Source organism: Comamonas flocculans (assembly GCF_007954405.1).
GTDB classification, from domain to species: Bacteria; Pseudomonadota; Gammaproteobacteria; order Burkholderiales; family Burkholderiaceae_C; genus Comamonas_C; species Comamonas_C flocculans.
Genome location: NZ_CP042344.1, coordinates 585,121 through 602,757 on the forward strand (window position 1 = coordinate 585,121; position 17,637 = coordinate 602,757).

Sequence of the window (17,637 nt, forward strand, 5' to 3'; positions counted from 1 at the left end):
CTAGGGTTTACCCCTGAATCCTTTCCCCCGATTCTCATCCTCCGCCGCACCATGAAACCCCAGCCCCACCCCTGCCGGTCGCCGCTGCATCTGCATGCCCTGGCGTTCACCAGCCTGCTTGCCTGCGCACTCCCCAGCCCCGCACTGGCCCAGAGCACCGCCAGCGCCCCGCTCCCGTCCATGGTGGTCAGCGGATCGATGCAGGAGCAGCCTGTGGATGACCTGCCACAGTCCATCGACGTGATCACCGCCGGGCAGCTCGAGGAGCAGCAAAGCCAGAGCCTGCGCGACGCCCTGCAGGACCTGCCCAACACCTCGGTGCGCACCGCGCCGGCGCGGCTGGCCGTGGGCGCGTCCTCATCGGCCTTTGCGCGCGATGGCAATACGGGCATCAACATCCGCGGCATCGGCGGCAACCGTGTGCTCATGACGGTGGATGGCATCCGCATGCCGCGCAGCTATGTTTCGCGCTCGGCCATCTTCGATCGCGAATACCTCTCGCTGGAGCTGTTCAAGCGCATCGAACTGCTGCGCGGGCCGGCCTCGGCGCTCTATGGCTCGGACGGCCTGGCCGGCGTAGTCAACTTCGTGACGCTCGATCCGCAGGATTTCCTGGGCGAGGACCGGACCCTGGGCGGGCGCGTTGCCGTGCAATACGGCAGCGAGGACGATGGCAAGCTGCTGGCCGGCACGCTAGCCGGCAAGGCGAGCGAGAGCGCGCAATGGATGCTGACCGCGCAGCTGCGCCGCGCCCATGCACCCAAGACCATGGGCGACAACGACGCTCCCGACAGCCGGCGCACCCGCGCCAACCCGCAGGACGACGGCGACCAGGCGCTGCTGGCCAAGGTGGTGCTCAGCCCCGGTGGCGGCCAGCGCCACGTGCTCGGCTTCGAGCACGTGAACCGCGATTCCGACGTGGCACTGCTGTCCAGCCGCACGCCGCAGCCTTCCAAGCCTGCCGACGTGCTCGGCGAGAGCTCGCGCTACGACGCCGCGCGCAACCGCATTACCTGGGATGCGCGCTACGACGTGGCAAGCGGCTGGGCCGACCAGGTGCGCACCATCGTGGCTGCGCAGCAGGGCAAGTCGCGCCGCGTGGGCACGAGCGACCTGAACAGTGGCGTGCACCGCGTGCGCGACAACCGCTACCAGGAGCGCCTGTGGCAGCTGGGCCTGCAGGCCGAAAAGGTGTTGCGCGCGGGCGAATGGACGCACCGCCTGGCGTATGGCGCGGAGTACACGCGCAACCACATCAGCAACCTCTACGACGGCCTGGCCCCGCTGGCGCCGGACGTGTTTCCGCTCAAGCGCTTTCCCGACACGCGCGAGAGCACCAGCGCGCTGTACCTGCAGGACGAAACCGTCTGGGGCGACTGGACCTTCACGCCCGGCCTGCGCATCGACCACTTTGCCATCGACGTGACCAGCCAGAGCGGCTTTTACCCGCCGGCGGCGCAGCCGGGCAAGTCGCTGTCCAAGGCGGCCGTGCTGCCCAAGCTGGGCGTGCTCTGGCGCGCCAGCTCCGAATGGAGCCTGTTCGGCCAGTATTCGCAGGGACTGCGCGCACCCGAGCCGGGCCAGCTCAACGACCATTTCGAGGCGGTGGTGCCGGGCGCGCGCGTGGTCATCCAGCCCAATCCCAACCTGCAGCCCGAGCGCAGCCGCGGCCTGGAGATCGGTGCGCGCGCACGCTTGGAGCGCCTGAAGCTGGATGCGACGGCCTTCGTCAACGACTATTCCAACCTCATCGTGGACGCCGAGTTCATCCAGGAAGTGGGCACCACGCGCTACTTCCAGTCGGTGAACATCGGGCGCGCCCGCATCCACGGCTTCGAGCTCAAGGGCAGCTACGACTGGGGCGTGCTGGGCCAGGGGCGCCTGTCGAGCACCTTTTCCTGGGGCATGGCGCGCGGCAAGAACCGCGAAACCGGCCAGCCGCTGAACTCGGTCGATCCGGCCCAGGCCACGCTGGGCGTGCGCTACGACACCGCGCCCTGGTCGCTGTGGGCGAATCTGCGCTACCGCCAGGCCAAGAGGCCGGGGGACATCGACAACAGCGCCATCTTCAACTCCAAGCCCGACGTGCAGTTCGCCACGCCCTCCTTCACCACGCTGGACGTGGGCGGGCAATGGCGCCTGGCCAAGGACACCCGCCTGAACCTGGCGATCCACAACCTGACCAACCGCAAGTACTGGCTCTGGTCGGACGTGTACGGCCAGTCGGCGAGTTCGGCGGTGCTGGACGCCTATACCCAGCCCGGACGCAGCCTGCGGGTATCGCTGGTCAAGGATTTCTGAGTCGGGCAGGAATCAAGAGTAGAAATCGGCCCAAACGCTTACTGGTCGGGCGCTACAGGCTATCTCTTTTGAAGAGCGCATCCCGCCGGTGTTCAAGCCTGCAGCGCCTGCTGCACGCCGCGGTTGGCCAAGGCATCGGCGCGCTCATTGCCCGGGTCACCCGCGTGGCCCTTGACCCAGTGCCAGCGCAGCTCATGGCCCGCGCCATGGGCCAGCGCGTCCAGGCGCTGCCAGAGTTCGACGTTCTTCACCGGCTGGCCCGCGGCAGTGCGCCAGCCCTTCTTCTTCCAGCCGTGTATCCACTGGGTGATGCCCTGGCGCACGTACTGGCTGTCCACATGGACGTCGGCGCTGCAGGGGCGGCGCAGCGCGGCGAGCGCCTCGATCACCGCCACCAGCTCCATGCGGTTGTTGGTCGTCAGCCGCTCGCCGCCGCAGAGTTCCTTTTCCGTGCCGCCGTAGCGCAGCAGCGCGCCCCAGCCGCCGGGGCCGGGGTTGCCCTTGCAGGCGCCGTCGGTGTAGATCTGCACGCGCTCGGCCATCAAGGGTTCCCCATGCCGTCGCGGGTGCGCCCGGCGGTCTCGAAGCGTGCCAGCGGCACGGCCTTGGCGGCCACCGGCGCCGTACGCCAGGCCGGCTCGAGCAGCCGCACACCGAGCACGCGCTTGACCGCGACCATCACATAGGCCGCGCCCAGCAGCGACCAGCCGTGCGGACCCAGACGGTCCATCCAGGCCATGCGCTGCAGCCAGCGAGCGCTTTGAAAGCTCGGCCGAAAACATCCCAGGCTCACCGACTCCACCTCCAGATCGAGCAGGCGCATCCAGTCGCCGAGGCGCCAGGGCGAAAAGAATTCTTCGAGCTCGGGCACGAACAGCGGCCCGCCCGCGCCCAGACGCCTATACCATTGCATGCGCCTTTGCCGCGCGCCCCACAGGCTCCAGGGATTGATGCCGCTGACAATCAGGCGCCCTTCGGGCACCAGCACCCGCGCTGCCTCGCGCAGCGCCGCATGCGGGCTGACGCTGAGCTCCAGGGTGTGCGGCATCAGCACCAGATCGAGGCTGGCCTGCTCGAACGGCAGTTGCACCGCATCGGCCCACAGGGAGGGCGCTGGCGCGCCGTCCTGCTGCTCGGCATCGCCCGTGGCCAGCGCCAGCCAGCGGTGCTGCATGCGGTTGGCGCGCAGGCCCTGCAGCTGCGGCATGCCCAGTTGCAGCGCGTGGTAACCGAAGATGTCGGCCACCAGCTCGTCATGGCGCTCCTGCTGCCACTGCAGCAGGTAGCGCCCTGCGGGCGAACCAAGCCAACTGCTGAAACCTATAATTTTGCCGCTCATGAAACTGCTGCCGCTGCCCGCTTTCTCCGACAACTACATCTGGATGGTGCACGATGGGCGTGACGCTCTGGTGGTCGATCCGGGCGATGCAGCACCGGTCCAGCAGGCGCTGCGCAGCATGCAATTGTCATTGCGCACGATTCTAGTCACCCACCACCATGGCGACCACACCGGCGGCGTCGCCGAACTGCGCGAGCGCTGGGGCGCCCGGGTCTTCGGCCCGGCGCGTGAAGCCATCCCCGAACCCTTCACCGCTCTGCACGACGGCGAGCAGCTTCAGGCGCTGGGCCTGCGCTTCACGGTGCTGGACGTGCCCGGCCATACCGCGGGGCACATCGCCTACTACTGCGCAAGCCTGGACGGCGCGCCCGTGCTGTTTTGCGGCGACACCCTGTTTTCCGGCGGCTGCGGACGGCTGTTCGAAGGCACGCCGGCGCAGATGCACGCCTCGCTGAGCCGCCTGGCCGCGCTGCCGGACGACACCCGGGTGTGCTGTGCCCATGAGTACACACTCGCCAACCTCGCCTTCGCCCAGGCCGTCGAGCCGGACAACCGCGCGCTGGCCGACTACCTGGCCCATTGCCGGCAGCTGCGCCGGGCGGGACAACCCACGTTGCCCTCGACCATGGCCATCGAGCGCGCCGTCAACCCGTTTGTGCGCACCGCCGAGATCTCCGTGCGCCAGGCCGCCCAGGCGCACGCGCCCGACACCGATCCGCAAGACCCGGTTGCCGTGCTGGCAACCCTGCGCCAATGGAAGAACGATTTCCGATGAACTGGTTGCGCCTGCTGGCCGCCATCTGCCTGCTTGCCCTGGCCGGGTGTGCAAGCGTCCCTGGCGATACCGAAACCGATACGCCGAGCAATGCCGTCGAGCGCACACCGCTCTACCCGAGTGCGCCACTGCAGTCCATCACCTCCGCGCAGGCGGCCTACCTGGGTGTGGCGCGCGTGGACGCGCCGGCCGATCTGTGGGAGCGCATCCGCCGGGGCTTTTCCATGCCCGATCTGATGGGCGAACTGGTGCTCGAACGCGAACAGTGGTATGCCACGCGCCCCGACTACATTCAGCGCATGGCCGAGCGCTCGAGCAAATACCTGTTTCACATCGTCGAAGAGCTGGAGCGGCGCAGCATGCCGGCCGAACTGGCTCTGCTGCCCTACATCGAAAGCGCCTTCAACCCCCAGGCCGTCTCCAGCGCCAAGGCCGCCGGTATGTGGCAATTCATGCCGGCCACGGGCAGCTACTTCGATCTCAAGCAGAACGCCTTTCGCGACGACCGTCGCGACGTGCTCGCCTCCACGCGTGCGGCACTGGACTATCTGCAAAAGCTCCATGGCATGTTCGGCGACTGGCACCTGGCCTTGGCCGCCTACAACTGGGGCGAAGGCAATGTGGCGCGCGCCATCGCCCGCAACGAAAAGGCGGGGCTGGGCACGAGCTACGGCGAACTGAGCCTGCCGGCGGAAACGCGCCTGTACGTGCCCAAGCTGCAGGCGGTGAAGAACATCGTTGCCCAGCCGCAGCACTACGGCATCGAGCTGCCGGCCATAGGCAACCACCCGTATTTCGACGTCGTCGAGATCACGCGCGACATCGACGTGGCGCTGGTCGCGCGCCTGGCCGGCATCAACGAAGCGGACTTCCGCGCGCTCAACCCTTCGCTGCACCGCCCGGTCATCCTGGCCGCCGGCGTGCCCCAGGTCCTGCTGCCCTGGGACAGCGCGCGGACCTTCCGGCGCAATTTCCAGGAATTCAACGAAGGGCAACTCGCCAGCTGGACGGTATGGACCGCACCCGCCACCATGAGCGTGGCTTCCGCCGCCCGGCGCACCGGCATGAGCGAAGCGGATCTGCGTACCATCAACGCCATTCCGCCGCGCATGATGATCAAGGCGGGCTCGACGCTCATGGTGCCGCGCTCCGCGGAAATGCTGGCCGACGTCTCGGGCAGCATCGCCGACAACGGGCAGATCGCGCTCGCGCCCGAAGCCACCATCCGGCGCAGCACCGTGCGCGCCGGCAAGAAGGACACCGTGGCCAGCATCGCGCGGCGCTACCGCGTCAACGCAGGCGACGTCGCCAACTGGAACGATCTCAAGACCACCAGCCATTTCAAACCCGGCGAAACCATCGTGCTCTACCTGCCGGTGCGTGCAGCGGCACCCCACGCCAGGCCCGGCAAGCGCGCTGCCACCCGAGCCGCGCCGGCCGCACGCCGCCAGGCCAGCCCGGCCCACAAGGGCGCAGTGCGCCCCGCGCGGGCAGGCGCGCCCAAGCGCAAGGCGCGCTGAGCGCCGGCATTGGCAAACCCGGGCGCCGCCCTCCGCTCGCCATGACCCAGATCGTCTTCTCGCACGCCAACAGCTTTCCCGCCGGCACCTACCGCATCCTGTTCGGCCACTTGCGCGAACGCGGTTTTCAGCTCAGCGCGGTCGAGCGCTACGGTCACGACCCACGCTACCCGGTCACAAGCAACTGGCCCCATCTGGTGCGGCAACTGGCTGACCACGCAGCGGCTCTGCAACAGCAAAGCGGCGAGCGCGCCTACCTCGTCGGGCACTCGCTCGGCGGCTATCTCAGCCTGATGGCGGCAGCGCGCCATCCGGAACTGGCGCGCGGCGTGCTGTTGCTCGATTCACCCCTGGTCGGCGGCTGGAAGGCGGGCGCCGTCGGCGTAGCCAAGCAGGTTCAGGCCATAGGCGCCCTGACTCCGGGGCGAATCAGCCGCGCACGGCGCAAGAGCTGGTCCGATCGCGAGGAAGCGCTGGCCCATTTCCAGCGCAAGAAGGCCTTTGCCCAATGGGACAGCGCCGTACTGCACGACTACGTGGCCGCCGGCCTCACCGACACCGGCGCGGGCTGCGCGCTGAGCTTTGACCGCGACGTGGAAACGCAGATCTACAACACCGTCCCGCACAATCTGGAACAGCTGCTGCGCCGCCACCCGCTGCAGTGCCCGGCCGCCTTCATCGGCGCACGCGGCTCGCACGAGATGCGCCAGGTGGGCCTGGGCCTGACGGAAAAAATCACGCGCGGCCGCATCCTGATGCTCGACGGCAGCCACCTCTTTCCGATGGAGCAACCGCGCACCACCGCTGCCGCGATCGAGGCGGCCTTGCTCAACCTGCAGCACATCGAACGCGCGTGACGAGCCCAGAACCATGCAGCCCGGCTCGTCAGCGATCGCTTCGGGAGCAAAAACGACACTCAAAAAAAACCTTGCTACTTTTTAAGTAGCAGGGCTTCCTTTGTTTATCTGGGGTGGCTGATGGGGCTCGAACCCACGACAACAGGAATCACAATCCAGCCCAAATAGTGTTTGCTTGTGTTGCGTTGCGTAGATACAATCCATGTAAATCAACAGTTTAGAGCTACACCAAGCCCGCGAAGCGTTGATTGATATTGCCCAAAATTCGGGTTTTTAGTCTGTAAACAGTCTGTACAAGGCAGCACCATGGCAAGGCCGAGCAAATCAGCGTCAATCGACTACAAGGCCGCCCATACCCTGACGCAGGGGCTACTTGAGCGCGCCGCGTGCCCCGCTGGCGTCCGGTTCGTTCTGGTGAAGGATGGCGACACCAAGGGCCTGCGCCTGCGCGTGACACCTGCCGGGGGCAAGTTCTGGCAGTTTGAAACCCGCATGAAGGGCAAGCTGATAACCCGTTCTCTGGGTGAATGGCCCGCCGTATCAATCAGCGAAGCCCAGACGCAAGCCCGCACCCTGCGCAACATGACCACGCAAGGGATAGACCCGCGCGAAGTTGAACGCGAAGCATGGGAAAAGCGCGAAGCCGAGGAAGCCGCACGCGCTGCCGCCGCCGTGCAAGCGCAGCGCGAAGCCCTGACAGTAGGCCAGGCATGGGCCGCGTACATCGAAGCCCGCCGCCCGTTCTGGGGCGCGCTGCACCTGGCCGACAACGTGGGCATGATGGCCCCAGGTGGCGAGCCCAAAAAGCGAGGCAAGGGCACCACCACGCCCGGGCCGCTGGCACACTTCGCACCCCTGCGCCTGTTGGACGTGACCGGGGAAACCATGCACCAGTGGGCAATGGAAGAAGCCCGCACGCGCCCGACACGCGCCCGCCTTGGCTTGCACCTGTTCAACGCCTTCCTGAACTGGTGTACCGAGCGCCCGGAATATGCCGAGCTGGTCACTGCCAATGCTGCCAAGAACCGCCGCGCCCGCGAAGCGCTGGGCAAGCCCCAAGCCAAGAAGGACGCGCTGCTGAAGGAGCAGCTACCCGCGTTTTTTCAAGCCGTGCAAGGGCTGCAAAGCGCCGCCGCAAGCGCCTACCTGCTGGGGCTGCTGCTGACTGGCGCGCGCCCGGGCGAGCTGCAAATGCTGCGCTGGGAGGACGTGAACACGCAATGGAAAGCACTCACCATTCGCGACAAGGACGCCAGCAAAGGCGGCAACGATGGCACCCGGCAAGTGCCCCTGACGCCCTACATGCACCACCTGATTGCAAGCCTGCCCCGCCGTGGCGACTTCGTGTTTTCCAATGAATGGGGCACTGCACCCATAAGCCGCCCGCATCGCCGCCTTGCCGACGCCTGCGCCGTCGCTGGCGTGAATGTCACCCTGCACGGACTGCGCCGCAGCTTTGGCAGCTTGTCCGAGTGGCTGGAGCTGCCCGCTGGCGTGGTGGCGCAGATTCAAGGCCACAAGCCCAGCGCCACCGCTGAAAAGCATTACCGCGTGCGCCCGCTCGACCTGCTGCGCCTGCACCATGAAAAGTTCGAGGCGTGGATTTTGGAACAGGCCGGGGTTCAGTTCGACGCCCAGGCGGAACCTGGCAAGTTGCGCGCCGTGAATTGATGTTTTCGCCCCAGCTAGGCCAGCTTCGAAACCTGGCCGAAAAGCGGGTTTCCCTGCCCGCCTGCTGGGGCACCTTTTCAGGGGTGCGCTATGGGAGGCGCGGATATGTTGACGAACGAAGAACGCGAGGCATTGCTGAGTGTTGCGCGCGAGCGCCTGAAGAATCGCCACCGCGATTACCGGCGGTTTGAACATGCTGTTCGGCATGGAGTGCTTGGCTGGCTGTACGCCGAAAATCATGGCGTCATAGTGCGAGCATATGAACGAATCGCGTCGCCCGATGAGCTGGAAGCTATGGAGCGCGGGCGCATGATTCACTTCATTGATTCATGGGCCGAGAAAAAATCCGCAGCGCCTGCGATTGCGCCGCTGGAAAAAAAGCCAAAAGAAACCGCAGCGCAGATGGGCGCGCGCCACTGGCAAGCGTGCATTGATGCTGGCCTGGTCATGCCCGGCGACAGCTATGCACAGTACCCGCGCGGCATTTCCGAAGTGGCCAGGGCCGAGGGCATCAAGCGACAAACATTTGCCAAGCGGCTTGACGCCTACCGCGAACAAAAATTCGGTCAGTAATCGGCAACCAAACGGCAACCATCGGCAACCGGTTGCAGGGCCAGATATGCGAACAATTCGGAATCGTCTCAACAGCGCCAAACGGCGAAAGGCGATAACCGATGAAAACCGTACTGCACAGCGCTGCAATCCGCCGCGCGGCACCTGAGTCCAGCCATCCATCGCTGGAACACGTCACCCGCCCCACGGTCACCACGGGCGAAGCCGCGCACTATCTGAATCGCCGCCCGCAGACCTTGCGCGGCTGGGCCTGCCAAGAGAACGGGCCGGTTCGCCCCATTCGCATCAATGGCCGTCTGGCTTGGCCCGTGGCTGACATTCGCCGCCTGGTGGGCGTGGAGGGCGTGTAAATGACCGACACCAGCAAGCAAAAAGCCCCGGTCGTTAGCGCGACCAAGGGCTTTTCAAATACCACCAGCAAGCCCCGCCATTCTACCAAATCGAGCGCGACCGAGGCGCAATATCGACGCATCATCGAAGCGTTGAGGATTGGCCCCAAGACGTCGCACGACTTGCGCGTCCTCGGGGCTTATCACCCGGCTGGCCGCGTCAAGGAGCTGAACGACAAATTCGGGTTTGTGATCGACTCCGACCGTGTTTCGCTTTGGGACGCGTGGGGTTTCGAGCATCGGAACTGCGCCAGGTATCACCTGCTGCGCGAACCCGATAACGCCGATGCGCTGCTAGGCCTGGCGAGGGCCTGAGCATGGGCCGCGACTACAAGCGCACCAAGGGCGATTCTGGGCGCATGGCGGGCGGGTTTGTGGCCCTGCCGTGGGCAGTGCTGGATAGCCCCGCCTGGCAGCGCCTAGGCCATCCTGCGCGGTCGTTGCTGTTGGAACTGGCGCGTCAGCTTGGCAGCAGCAACAACGGGCGGTTACTGTCGGGTAGCGCCTATCTGAGCAAGCGCGGCTGGCGCAGCAAGGATGTCATTGCGCGTGCGCTGCGTGAGCTGGTGGAGGCGGGTTTCCTGCATCAAACGGTGCAAGGCCATCGCCCGAACAAGGCGAGCTGGTACGCCGTCACCTGGCAGCGACTGAGCAACGACAAGAAGGGTTTTGACCCCGGCACCGCTGAGACCTTCAGGAGTGGTGCTTTCATGGATGACGCGCCGTTGCCACCGCCAAAGCCGAGCCGTGAGCAGCTTTATCGGCGCTGGGACAAAAACGCATCGCTTACCCCGTCTCACGGGGTAGAGGAAGCGCCTATTGCCCCGTCTCACGGGGTAGAGGCATCGTCCGTTGCCCCGTCTCACGGGGCTATGGAGGCCGTTTTGACCGACCCGCCTACCCCGTCAGGCGGACACCTTCTAGATATTGCCATCTGTCAGCGTGCAAAGCCTGCTGTCACTGGCAAGCGAAAACAGCGGGTGGCCCCGCCAAAACCCCGAGCGGCCCGCGCTGGCCACCACAAAACGGAGGGCTTGTCCGCCGCAGTTTGAGCGCTGGCACCGCAAAAAAGCGGGCGCGGCTGATTTACCCCATTTTCAACCCATGCCCGACCACCTAAAAACCACCTTTTTTTTGAAAGCAACACACCATGACAAATTTTGATAGCAACGCAATTGAGCTTGTCCACCCCGCAACCGGCCAGCGCCGCCAGTTGGCGAGCTGGCGCACACCGCGCAACGGCGCACATGCGCAATTCTGGGAGCCCGTCTCGCTGGCGCTGGCGCACGTCGGAAACCTGGCTGATTCGCTGGCCACCATCCGCAATAACGAGCGCCTGAGCGATGGCGCGAAGCTGGAAGACAGCAAGAACGTCGTTGTCCGCACCCTGCGCGAACTGGGGCAGGTGCAGGTCAAACTGAACGCCGCCATCGAGGCCGTGGGCGTGGAGCGTGGCAAATTGAGCGCCGCGCAACCGTACAGCCCGACCGACGCCGTGACGGTGCAGATTGACCTGGCGCTTGCCGCGCACCTGCGCAGTCTGGCCGGGCCTGAGCGTGAACGGTTCGTGGCCGGGCTGCACGATGGCACGAATCAGCGTGCTGTTGATGCGGTGCTGCGGCTGCCGCCCGTGCTGACCAGCCTGTCCAACGAGCTGCTGGGGCTGATTGAGGTCAGAGCCATCGAGCGCGCGAACCCTGACCAGGTGCGTGAGTTTCAGGAGCTGGCGCAGTCTGCCCGCCGCGCCCAGGAAATTCTGCGCGAAGCCAGCGCCGCCGTCACCCAGGCCGCCCAGTTGACGCCGCAAGAAATCTACCAATCCTTCGGGACGGCTGGTGGTGATTGGGCGCGGCTGGCTGGTGTGATGACCAGCGACCCCGAGGCCATTGGCGTGCTGGAGCGCCGATATCAGGCCGCTGACGCGTCGCAAGGCGTGGAGTAATACCCCAGGCCCTACGGCGCAAGAAAACGCGCTGTAGGGCCATTTAACCGGCTTTGAAAGGAGAGCTGAACATGGCGCGAACCCGCACCACCACGGACAAAGACGCTGCACCCCGCCTGCGGTTGAGATTGAACACCATTGATGACGTGAAAGCCGAGATGGCGCGGCTGTACCGCGAAGGCAAGGCCGGCCTGCGTGAAGTAGGCGACGTGTCCAGGCTGGCGAACGTGCTTGCACTGCTGGGCAGGCTAATCGAGGGCAGCGAGTTGGAGCGCCGCCTGCAAGTTTTGGAGGAACAGACCCATGCGCCGATTCACTGAACGCCTGCGCGCCGTGGAGGCCAGGCGCCGCCCGACGCCGGGAGCGTTGCCGACAATTCTGGTTGCGCCTGATGGCCCCGAAGGCGATGAAGTTCGAGCGCAAGCTGAACGTCTGCGCGCACAAGGCCACACGGTGATTCTGATTGCCGACGATGCCGACCGGCTGAACGCCGCCGTCGATTGGTTGGAAACGCTGATATGAGCATCAAAAACAGATTGCAGCGCCTGGAAGCTGCCCAGGCCGCCCGGCGCCGCTGGCCGCTGGCGTGGTCATCCATCGAGGCCGCCGCTGCCGCTGGCGTGCGTGGCGGCTTCCTGCTGGTGGGCGAGATACTGCCCGCCGATGAATGGGTGAGCCTGGCCGTGCCCTACATGCAACACCTGGTGAAGGAGCCGCACCATGCAATCCATTGAACGCCGCCTGCTGGCCATTGAGCGCAAGCGTCAGCACAAGCCCATCGCCCCGTGCCTGGTGATTCGGCCAGGTCAAGACGAAGCCGCCGCCCTTGCCGAGTTCAGGCGCGTGCATGGCTGCGAGCCATGGCGCACGTTCACCGTCAGGCGAGCACCAGCACCGCCTAGGCCCTGACAAGCCCCTTGCAAGCCCCATCGAAGGGGCTTTTTTGTGGGCGCAGGCCATCAAGCGCAGGCAGATTTGGGAGGCGCTACATCCGGGTGAAGAGATGGGTGGGACAACTTGTCCCACCCATCAACCAGCAGACGCACTGGGCCGGAAGAGGTCGCCACAGCAAACGCAATCGTTCGCTGCCGACACGGCGGCGGTGTCTGGCGAGTCGAAGCGCGACATCAACCGTCACCTTGCCCGCGCCGATGGTTCCCCCCCCCGCGCGCGTGGGCGGCACGTTCGTCAGAAATCTGACTAACGGCGGCGCTCCCCCCCGCGCGCGCCGGGTGAAGGCTCTAACCGGTCACTTGAAACCGTTTCAAGTGAGGCTCGCACTGGTTCCCCCCGGCGCGCATGGGTGAAGGCTCTAACCGGCGCGTTCGGTATGGGTGCAAAACCCTGTACCGCAGTCTGTAAACAGTCTGTACGAGCGCAAAAACGACACCAAAAGAAAAAGCGCACTACTGTTTATGTAGCGCGCTTTCCTTTGTTTTACTGGGGTGGCTGATGGGGCTCGAACCCACGACAACAGGAATCACAATCCTGGACTCTACCAACTGAGCTACAGCCACCAAAGCGCGTGATTATAGGCGGTAATTCTCCGGCCCCTCGCGCGCTCAGTCGTCCTCGACGGCGTCGGCCGCGGGGCGCGCGACCTTGATCTGCACCTTGTAGCGCTGCTTGAGCACCTCGTAGTACGCCAGGGCTTCGGCCTGGGTCCAGGCCTGCAGATACTGCTGGGTCAGGGCCTGTTGCTGCGTGTCGGCCTGGTCACGGGGCACGATGCGCTCGATCTTGACCACGGCATAGCCCTGCTCGCCCAGCCCTACGCCAACCCAGTTCGGCAGCGTGTCGGAGGATGCGCGCAGCACGGCGTCCACCAGCGCGGCGGGCTGGCCGGCCGGCTGATCGCGCGCAATGGTGATTGCCGGAGCCAGCCCGCTGGCGCTCGCTGGCTTCTCTCGCCAGGCGGCCAGCTTGGCTTCGCCCTCGGCGGTGGCCAGCTCTGCAGACTTGGCAGCGACAAAAGCGGTGCGAACGCGGTCCTTGGCTTCCTCGTAGGGCAGGGTCTGCGCCGGCTGGTAGGAAACGATGCGACCCGCGGCCAATTCGTTGCTGCCTACGTCCACCGCCTCGGTATTGCGCTTGCTCTGCAGCGACTCGGGCGCAAACAAGGCGTCGAGGAAGCGTGCGTTGGCCAGCACACCCTGGGCACCGGTGGCAGGTTTGCGCGCAAGCCCCGAGGCGGTTTGCACCTTCAGATGCAGTTTGTCGGCTACCGGTTGCAGGCTGTCGGGCTGCTCGTAGACGATGTTGGAGAAGGCCTCGGCCACCTCGGCGAACTTGCGCTGCGCCTGCTGCTGACGCAGCTCTGCCTCGAGCGCCGGACGCGCCTCCTCAAAGCTGGGCGCCTTGGGCGTCTTGATGTCTGTCAGTTCGATGATGTGGTAGCCGAAATCGGTCTCGACGATGTCGCTGATCTCGCCCTTGTGCATGGAGAACACCGCATCCTCGAACGGTTTGACCATGGCACCACGCATGAAATAGCCCAGGTCGCCCCCCTGGGGCGCAGAGCCCGGGTCCTGGGAGTTTTCCTTGGCGATCGCAGCAAAGCGCGCCGGGTCCTTGCGTACCTCGGCCAGCAGGCCTTCGGCCTTCTTGTGCGCCGCCTCGCGCTCTGCAGCGGGCGCATCCTTGGGCGCGTTGATCAGGATGTGGCTCGCGCGGCGCTCTTCCTTGCCCGCCAGACGGTCCTGGTTTTCCTTGTAGTAGGTGCGCAGGTCGTCCTCGTTGACCGAGATGCCGGCCTTGATCGCGTCCAGGTCCAGCACGACGTATTCAATGCTGGCTTCCTCGGCCTGGCGAAACCGTGCGGTATGGGCCTGGTAGTAGGCCTGCAGCGCCGCATCGTCCACCTTGACTTCCGAGGCGTACTTGTGCGCATCAAAGCGCGCAATCTGCACTTCACGGCGCTGCAGCAGCGCTTCCATGCCCAGTTTGCTCTCGGCCGGGCTGACAAAGCTGGTGGAAACCACGCCACCCAGTACCTGAGCGACCGACAGGTCACTGCGCATCTGCGCCTCGAAGCCCTCGGGGGTCAGGCCCTGGGCACCGACCAGCGCGCGGTAGGCATCCACATCCAGCTTGCCGTCGGACTTGCGCAGCTGGGCGATGGCAGGTATGGCTTGCAGCTCGCGCGCCAGTTGTGCGTCGCTGACGGCCAGATGCATGTGCTGTGCGGCCGCGGCAAGCACCCGGTCGCGCACGAGGCGCTCAAGGGTGGCGTAGCGTGCCTGCGGCGAATCGAGCAATTTGCCGTCCACCCCGGGTTGCTGCGCGCGCAGCCGGTCGCTTTCGTTGCGGTGGGCGTTGTCCCATTCGGCCTGCGTGATGGCCTTGCCGTCGACGCTCGCCACCGCAGGACTTTTTTCGCCGAAGTAGTTGCCGTCGATGCCAAACAGCACAAAGGAAGGGATGATGAGCAAAAACAAGATCCCCATGACGATCTTGGAATGCTTGCGTATGGCTTCGAACATGGACTGGTTACTCTTGAGCGACAAAACAAAAGGCGAACTCGACGTTCGCCTTCGCGTTGTGAATGGTGGGTGCTGACGGTCTCGAACCGCCGACCTACGCCGTGTAAAGGCGCCGCTCTACCAACTGAGCTAAGCACCCTGCTTCATCAACCGCCTGTCAATTCAAGGCGTCTTTCAACGCCTTGCCCGGGCGGAACTTGGGCACCTTGGCCGCCTTGATCTTGATGCTGGCCCCCGTGCGCGGGTTGCGCCCCGTGCGCGCAGCGCGCTTGCCGACCGCGAACGTACCGAAACCGACGAGAGACACCGTGCCGCCCTTCTTCAAGGTCTTCTTGACCGCATCGATGGTGGACTCCAGTGCACGCGTTGCGGCAGCCTTGGAGATATCAGCATGGTTTGCAATGTGCTCGATCAATTCGGTCTTGTTCACAAGAAGCCTCTCTTGAAAAAGGGTAGTGGTGTGTCGTGATTCGGGTCCGCGCCTGCCCGCCGGCTCCAGACCAGGTGCCGGCGCCCACGGGGGAAAACGCGTGGCGGCCATGGTAGCCGCGTACATTAAAACCGTCGCCTTTTCGGGTGTCAATCCGTCTGAACCCGCTTGGCGACCGGTCAAATTCTAGTCGCATTTGCCCCCGCCTCCCCGCCGTACCCGCCGCCCCGGCTTTAACGGGCGCGTGCCCGGATCTCGGGCAAGGCGCGCTGCAGGTAATAGATCATGGACCAGATGGTGAGCACGGCCGCGAGCCAGATCAGCCATTTGCCCCAGACACCCGTGTCCAGCAAGCCGGCAACCGGTGCGTCAAAGAGCAGGAAGGGGATCGCGATCATTTGCACCGCCGTCTTGACCTTGCCCAGCATGTGCACCGCAACGCTCTTGCTTGCACCCAGGTGCGCCATCCACTCGCGCAGCGCGCTGATCGCGATCTCGCGCCCGATGATGATGAGCGCGACGAACACGTCCACCCGCCCCAGATGCACCAGCACCAGCAGGGAGGCGCTGACCAGGAATTTGTCCGCCACCGGATCCAGAAACGCGCCGAAGGCCGAGGCCTGGTTGAGCTTGCGCGCGAGATAGCCGTCGAACCAGTCGGTGGCGGCAAACACCACGAACAGGGCCGTCGCCACCTCGTTGCGCAGCGCCATCTCCAGCGGCAGGTAGTACACGCCGACGATCAGCGGAATGGCGACGATGCGCGCCCAGGTCAGCAACGTGGGAATGGTGAAGAACATGCGTGCATCCCGCGAAGCGGTGCGTAGCCCGGCGCCGGTGTCTCAGATCGGGCGCTGTCCCGCCTGCACCATCTTCATGGCCGAGGTGATCAACGCGGATACTTCCGTCATGTTGCTCGGCACGACCAGCGTGGTGGTCGCGTCCGCGGCCACCCGGCTGTAGGCGTCGACCGCCTTTTCCGCCACCTTGAGCTGCACCGCCTGATCGCCCGCGGGCAGCCGGATGGCGGCAGCGACGCGCTCGATGGCGTCAGCGGTGGCCGTGGCCACGGCGGTGATGGCCGCCGCCTCGCCTTCGGCATTGTTGATCTGCGCCTGCTTTTCGCCTTCGGACTTGGCGATCGCGGCCTGCTTCTGCCCTTCTGCCAGGTTGATTTCCTCCTGGCGCTTGCCTTCGGAGGTGGCGATGACCGCGCGCTTTTCACGCTCGGCAGTGATCTGCGCCTGCATCGCGCGCAGGATTTCGGCCGGCGGCGTGAGGTCCTTGATCTCGTAGCGCAAGACCTTCACGCCCCAGTTCAGCGCCGCCTGGTCGATGGCCTCCACCACCTGGGCGTTGATCATGTCGCGCTCTTCGAAGGTCTTGTCCAGCTCCAGCTTGCCGATGACGCTGCGCAGCGTGGTCTGTGCCAATTGCGTGACGGCCACGACGTAGTTGCTCGAACCGTAACTGGCGCGCATCGGGTCGGTCACCTGGAAGTACAGGATGCCGTCCACCTGCAGCTGGGTGTTGTCGCGCGTGATGCAGACCTGACTGGGCACGTCCAGCGGGATTTCCTTCAGGCTGTGCTTGTAGGCCACGCGGTCAACGAAGGGAATGATGAATTTCGGTCCCGGGGCGAGGGTGCCCGCATACTTGCCCAGGCGCTCCACCACCCAGGCGTGCTGCTGCGGCACGATCTTGACCGCCCTTACGATGAAGATCACCGCGATGATGAATATGGCAATGGCAACTTCCATGACGACTCCCACCCAGGTTGCAAATCCTGCGGGTCGCAAGACCCGCTGAGCTCAAACAGGCTCCACCATCAAGCGGTTGCCCACCAGTTCGACGACGCGGTACATGCCGGGCAGCGCTTGCGCCCCCGGCCGGTGCATCGCGGTCCAGTTGGCGCCGCGGTATTTCACCACAGCGGTGCCGTCATCGGCCCAGGCGTCGATGCGCACCCGCTCGCCGACATCGAGGTTGACCGCGCGGTCCGCCCGGGCCGGCAGGTCGCCCGGCCGATGGCGTTTGAGCCAGTATGCGGCAAATACGGCGCCCGAACCCACCAGCGCGCACACCACGATCTGGCCCACGCTGCCCAGACCCAGATGCGCCGCCAGCGCCCCGGCGGCCAATCCCAGCGCGAGCATCAGCAAATACAGCGTGCCACTGAGCAGCTCGATGATCACCGCCACACCGGTGGCCAGCCACCACAAGCTTGCAGCACTGAGTTCCATGGCAAAGCCTCCTGTTTCGCGTTAGGGTATGGGTGTGGCGGCGCGCATACGCATTGTCCTTGAACCGCCCGCCAGCGGTCTTGGCCGTCTGGCTTTTTACCTACACTTCGCGCCA

Annotated in this window: 20 protein-coding genes and 2 tRNA genes; 13 read left to right on the forward strand and 9 right to left on the reverse strand. The window is 65.3% G+C overall.

Annotation, left to right across the window (positions count from 1 at the left end):
• The first annotated feature begins 51 nt into the window (after positions 1–51).
• A complete protein-coding gene (locus FOZ74_RS02980) occupies positions 52–2,301 on the forward strand; it encodes a TonB-dependent hemoglobin/transferrin/lactoferrin family receptor (protein WP_186764642.1) in 2,250 nt (749 codons plus the stop codon).
• 92 nt (positions 2,302–2,393) lie between these two features.
• Here FOZ74_RS02980 and rnhA read toward each other — a convergent pair whose 3' ends face one another.
• Together rnhA and FOZ74_RS02990 are read right to left on the reverse strand one after the other, a co-directional pair.
• Positions 2,394–2,843 (reverse strand): ribonuclease HI, encoded by a 450-nt coding sequence (gene rnhA, locus FOZ74_RS02985; protein ID WP_146911681.1) that lies wholly within the window; start codon positions 2,841–2,843, stop codon positions 2,394–2,396.
• Positions 2,843–3,640, reverse strand: coding sequence for a class I SAM-dependent methyltransferase (locus FOZ74_RS02990; RefSeq protein WP_146911682.1), 798 nt, complete (start codon positions 3,638–3,640; stop codon positions 2,843–2,845). Before FOZ74_RS02990 ends, rnhA begins: the two co-directional genes overlap by 1 nt.
• Between FOZ74_RS02990 and gloB the strand changes: the two genes are divergently transcribed.
• The 12 genes from gloB (at position 3,639) to FOZ74_RS03050 (ending at position 12,101) form a co-directional block, all read left to right on the forward strand.
• Positions 3,639–4,415 (forward strand): hydroxyacylglutathione hydrolase, encoded by a 777-nt coding sequence (gloB, locus tag FOZ74_RS02995; protein WP_186764643.1) that lies wholly within the window; start codon positions 3,639–3,641, stop codon positions 4,413–4,415. The two genes, FOZ74_RS02990 and gloB, sit on opposite strands and share 2 nt — an antisense overlap.
• Positions 4,412–5,935: a transglycosylase SLT domain-containing protein gene (locus FOZ74_RS03000; protein ID WP_146911683.1), complete on the forward strand. Its 1,524-nt coding sequence runs from the start codon at positions 4,412–4,414 to the stop codon at positions 5,933–5,935. Before gloB ends, FOZ74_RS03000 begins: the two co-directional genes overlap by 4 nt.
• Positions 5,936–5,976: 41 nt before the next feature.
• On the forward strand, positions 5,977–6,792 hold the full coding sequence (locus tag FOZ74_RS03005; protein ID WP_146911684.1) for an alpha/beta hydrolase: 816 nt from the start codon (positions 5,977–5,979) through the stop codon (positions 6,790–6,792).
• A gap of 414 nt (positions 6,793–7,206) precedes the next feature.
• The gene (locus FOZ74_RS03010) at positions 7,207–8,463 is read left to right on the forward strand and encodes a tyrosine-type recombinase/integrase (protein WP_255437753.1); all 1,257 of its coding nucleotides are present in this window, start codon (positions 7,207–7,209) and stop codon (positions 8,461–8,463) included.
• 105 nt (positions 8,464–8,568) lie between these two features.
• Positions 8,569–9,036, forward strand: coding sequence for a hypothetical protein (locus FOZ74_RS03015; RefSeq protein WP_146911686.1), 468 nt, complete (start codon positions 8,569–8,571; stop codon positions 9,034–9,036).
• A gap of 101 nt (positions 9,037–9,137) precedes the next feature.
• A complete protein-coding gene (locus FOZ74_RS03020; RefSeq protein ID WP_146911687.1) occupies positions 9,138–9,386 on the forward strand; it encodes a helix-turn-helix domain-containing protein in 249 nt (82 codons plus the stop codon).
• Positions 9,387–9,740: a helix-turn-helix domain-containing protein gene (locus FOZ74_RS03025; RefSeq protein WP_146911688.1), complete on the forward strand. Its 354-nt coding sequence runs from the start codon at positions 9,387–9,389 to the stop codon at positions 9,738–9,740.
• A gap of 2 nt (positions 9,741–9,742) precedes the next feature.
• On the forward strand, positions 9,743–10,477 hold the full coding sequence (locus FOZ74_RS03030; RefSeq protein WP_186764644.1) for a helix-turn-helix domain-containing protein: 735 nt from the start codon (positions 9,743–9,745) through the stop codon (positions 10,475–10,477).
• A 98-nt stretch (positions 10,478–10,575) separates the two neighbouring features.
• A complete protein-coding gene (locus FOZ74_RS03035) occupies positions 10,576–11,367 on the forward strand; it encodes a hypothetical protein (RefSeq protein ID WP_146911689.1) in 792 nt (263 codons plus the stop codon).
• Positions 11,368–11,438: 71 nt separating this feature from the next.
• On the forward strand, positions 11,439–11,687 hold the full coding sequence (locus tag FOZ74_RS03040; protein ID WP_186764645.1) for a hypothetical protein: 249 nt from the start codon (positions 11,439–11,441) through the stop codon (positions 11,685–11,687).
• The gene (locus FOZ74_RS03045) at positions 11,671–11,889 is read left to right on the forward strand and encodes a phosphoheptose isomerase family protein (RefSeq protein WP_146911690.1); all 219 of its coding nucleotides are present in this window, start codon (positions 11,671–11,673) and stop codon (positions 11,887–11,889) included. Before FOZ74_RS03040 ends, FOZ74_RS03045 begins: the two co-directional genes overlap by 17 nt.
• Complete coding sequence (locus tag FOZ74_RS03050; RefSeq protein WP_146911691.1) at positions 11,886–12,101, forward strand: hypothetical protein; 216 nt, start codon at positions 11,886–11,888, stop codon at positions 12,099–12,101. Before FOZ74_RS03045 ends, FOZ74_RS03050 begins: the two co-directional genes overlap by 4 nt.
• A gap of 707 nt (positions 12,102–12,808) precedes the next feature.
• On the opposite strand, the gene FOZ74_RS03055 is transcribed toward FOZ74_RS03050, so the two are convergent.
• The 7 genes from FOZ74_RS03055 to FOZ74_RS03085 all read right to left on the reverse strand — a co-directional run bounded on the left by FOZ74_RS03055 (position 12,809) and on the right by FOZ74_RS03085 (position 17,522).
• Positions 12,809–12,884 (reverse strand) — tRNA-His (locus FOZ74_RS03055).
• A gap of 45 nt (positions 12,885–12,929) precedes the next feature.
• A complete protein-coding gene (locus FOZ74_RS03060; RefSeq protein ID WP_146911692.1) occupies positions 12,930–14,849 on the reverse strand; it encodes a SurA N-terminal domain-containing protein in 1,920 nt (639 codons plus the stop codon).
• Between the two features lie 63 nt (positions 14,850–14,912).
• A tRNA-Val gene (locus FOZ74_RS03065) sits at positions 14,913–14,988 on the reverse strand.
• A gap of 18 nt (positions 14,989–15,006) precedes the next feature.
• Entirely contained in the window at positions 15,007–15,279 is a 273-nt protein-coding gene (locus FOZ74_RS03070) for an HU family DNA-binding protein (protein WP_146911693.1), read from the reverse strand.
• 233 nt (positions 15,280–15,512) lie between these two features.
• Positions 15,513–16,079, reverse strand: coding sequence for a CDP-diacylglycerol--glycerol-3-phosphate 3-phosphatidyltransferase (gene pgsA / locus FOZ74_RS03075; protein ID WP_146911694.1), 567 nt, complete (start codon positions 16,077–16,079; stop codon positions 15,513–15,515).
• Between the two features lie 42 nt (positions 16,080–16,121).
• Entirely contained in the window at positions 16,122–17,039 is a 918-nt protein-coding gene (locus FOZ74_RS03080; protein WP_146911695.1) for an SPFH domain-containing protein, read from the reverse strand.
• A 51-nt stretch (positions 17,040–17,090) separates the two neighbouring features.
• Positions 17,091–17,522 carry an NfeD family protein gene (locus FOZ74_RS03085; protein ID WP_146911696.1) on the reverse strand — a complete coding sequence of 144 codons (432 nt, stop codon included), beginning with the start codon at positions 17,520–17,522 and terminating at the stop codon, positions 17,091–17,093.
• Positions 17,523–17,637: the final 115 nt, after the last annotated feature.

Bases quoted from the DNA above. Each gene is read 5' to 3' on its own strand.
- FOZ74_RS02980 (WP_186764642.1), top strand. From the start codon at position 52: ATGAAACCCCAGCCCCACCCCTGCCGGTCGCCGCTGCATCTGCATGCC.
- rnhA (WP_146911681.1), bottom strand. From the start codon at position 2,843: ATGGCCGAGCGCGTGCAGATCTACACCGACGGCGCCTGCAAGGGCAAC.
- gloB (WP_186764643.1), top strand. From the start codon at position 3,639: ATGAAACTGCTGCCGCTGCCCGCTTTCTCCGACAACTACATCTGGATG.
- FOZ74_RS02990 (WP_146911682.1), bottom strand. From the start codon at position 3,640: ATGAGCGGCAAAATTATAGGTTTCAGCAGTTGGCTTGGTTCGCCCGCA.
- FOZ74_RS03000 (WP_146911683.1), top strand. From the start codon at position 4,412: ATGAACTGGTTGCGCCTGCTGGCCGCCATCTGCCTGCTTGCCCTGGCC.
- FOZ74_RS03005 (WP_146911684.1), top strand. From the start codon at position 5,977: ATGACCCAGATCGTCTTCTCGCACGCCAACAGCTTTCCCGCCGGCACC.
- FOZ74_RS03015 (WP_146911686.1), top strand. From the start codon at position 8,569: ATGTTGACGAACGAAGAACGCGAGGCATTGCTGAGTGTTGCGCGCGAG.
- FOZ74_RS03020 (WP_146911687.1), top strand. From the start codon at position 9,138: ATGAAAACCGTACTGCACAGCGCTGCAATCCGCCGCGCGGCACCTGAG.
- FOZ74_RS03025 (WP_146911688.1), top strand. From the start codon at position 9,387: ATGACCGACACCAGCAAGCAAAAAGCCCCGGTCGTTAGCGCGACCAAG.
- FOZ74_RS03030 (WP_186764644.1), top strand. From the start codon at position 9,743: ATGGGCCGCGACTACAAGCGCACCAAGGGCGATTCTGGGCGCATGGCG.
- FOZ74_RS03035 (WP_146911689.1), top strand. From the start codon at position 10,576: ATGACAAATTTTGATAGCAACGCAATTGAGCTTGTCCACCCCGCAACC.
- FOZ74_RS03040 (WP_186764645.1), top strand. From the start codon at position 11,439: ATGGCGCGAACCCGCACCACCACGGACAAAGACGCTGCACCCCGCCTG.
- FOZ74_RS03045 (WP_146911690.1), top strand. From the start codon at position 11,671: ATGCGCCGATTCACTGAACGCCTGCGCGCCGTGGAGGCCAGGCGCCGC.
- FOZ74_RS03050 (WP_146911691.1), top strand. From the start codon at position 11,886: ATGAGCATCAAAAACAGATTGCAGCGCCTGGAAGCTGCCCAGGCCGCC.
- FOZ74_RS03060 (WP_146911692.1), bottom strand. From the start codon at position 14,849: ATGTTCGAAGCCATACGCAAGCATTCCAAGATCGTCATGGGGATCTTG.
- pgsA (WP_146911694.1), bottom strand. From the start codon at position 16,079: ATGTTCTTCACCATTCCCACGTTGCTGACCTGGGCGCGCATCGTCGCC.
- FOZ74_RS03080 (WP_146911695.1), bottom strand. From the start codon at position 17,039: ATGGAAGTTGCCATTGCCATATTCATCATCGCGGTGATCTTCATCGTA.
- FOZ74_RS03085 (WP_146911696.1), bottom strand. From the start codon at position 17,522: ATGGAACTCAGTGCTGCAAGCTTGTGGTGGCTGGCCACCGGTGTGGCG.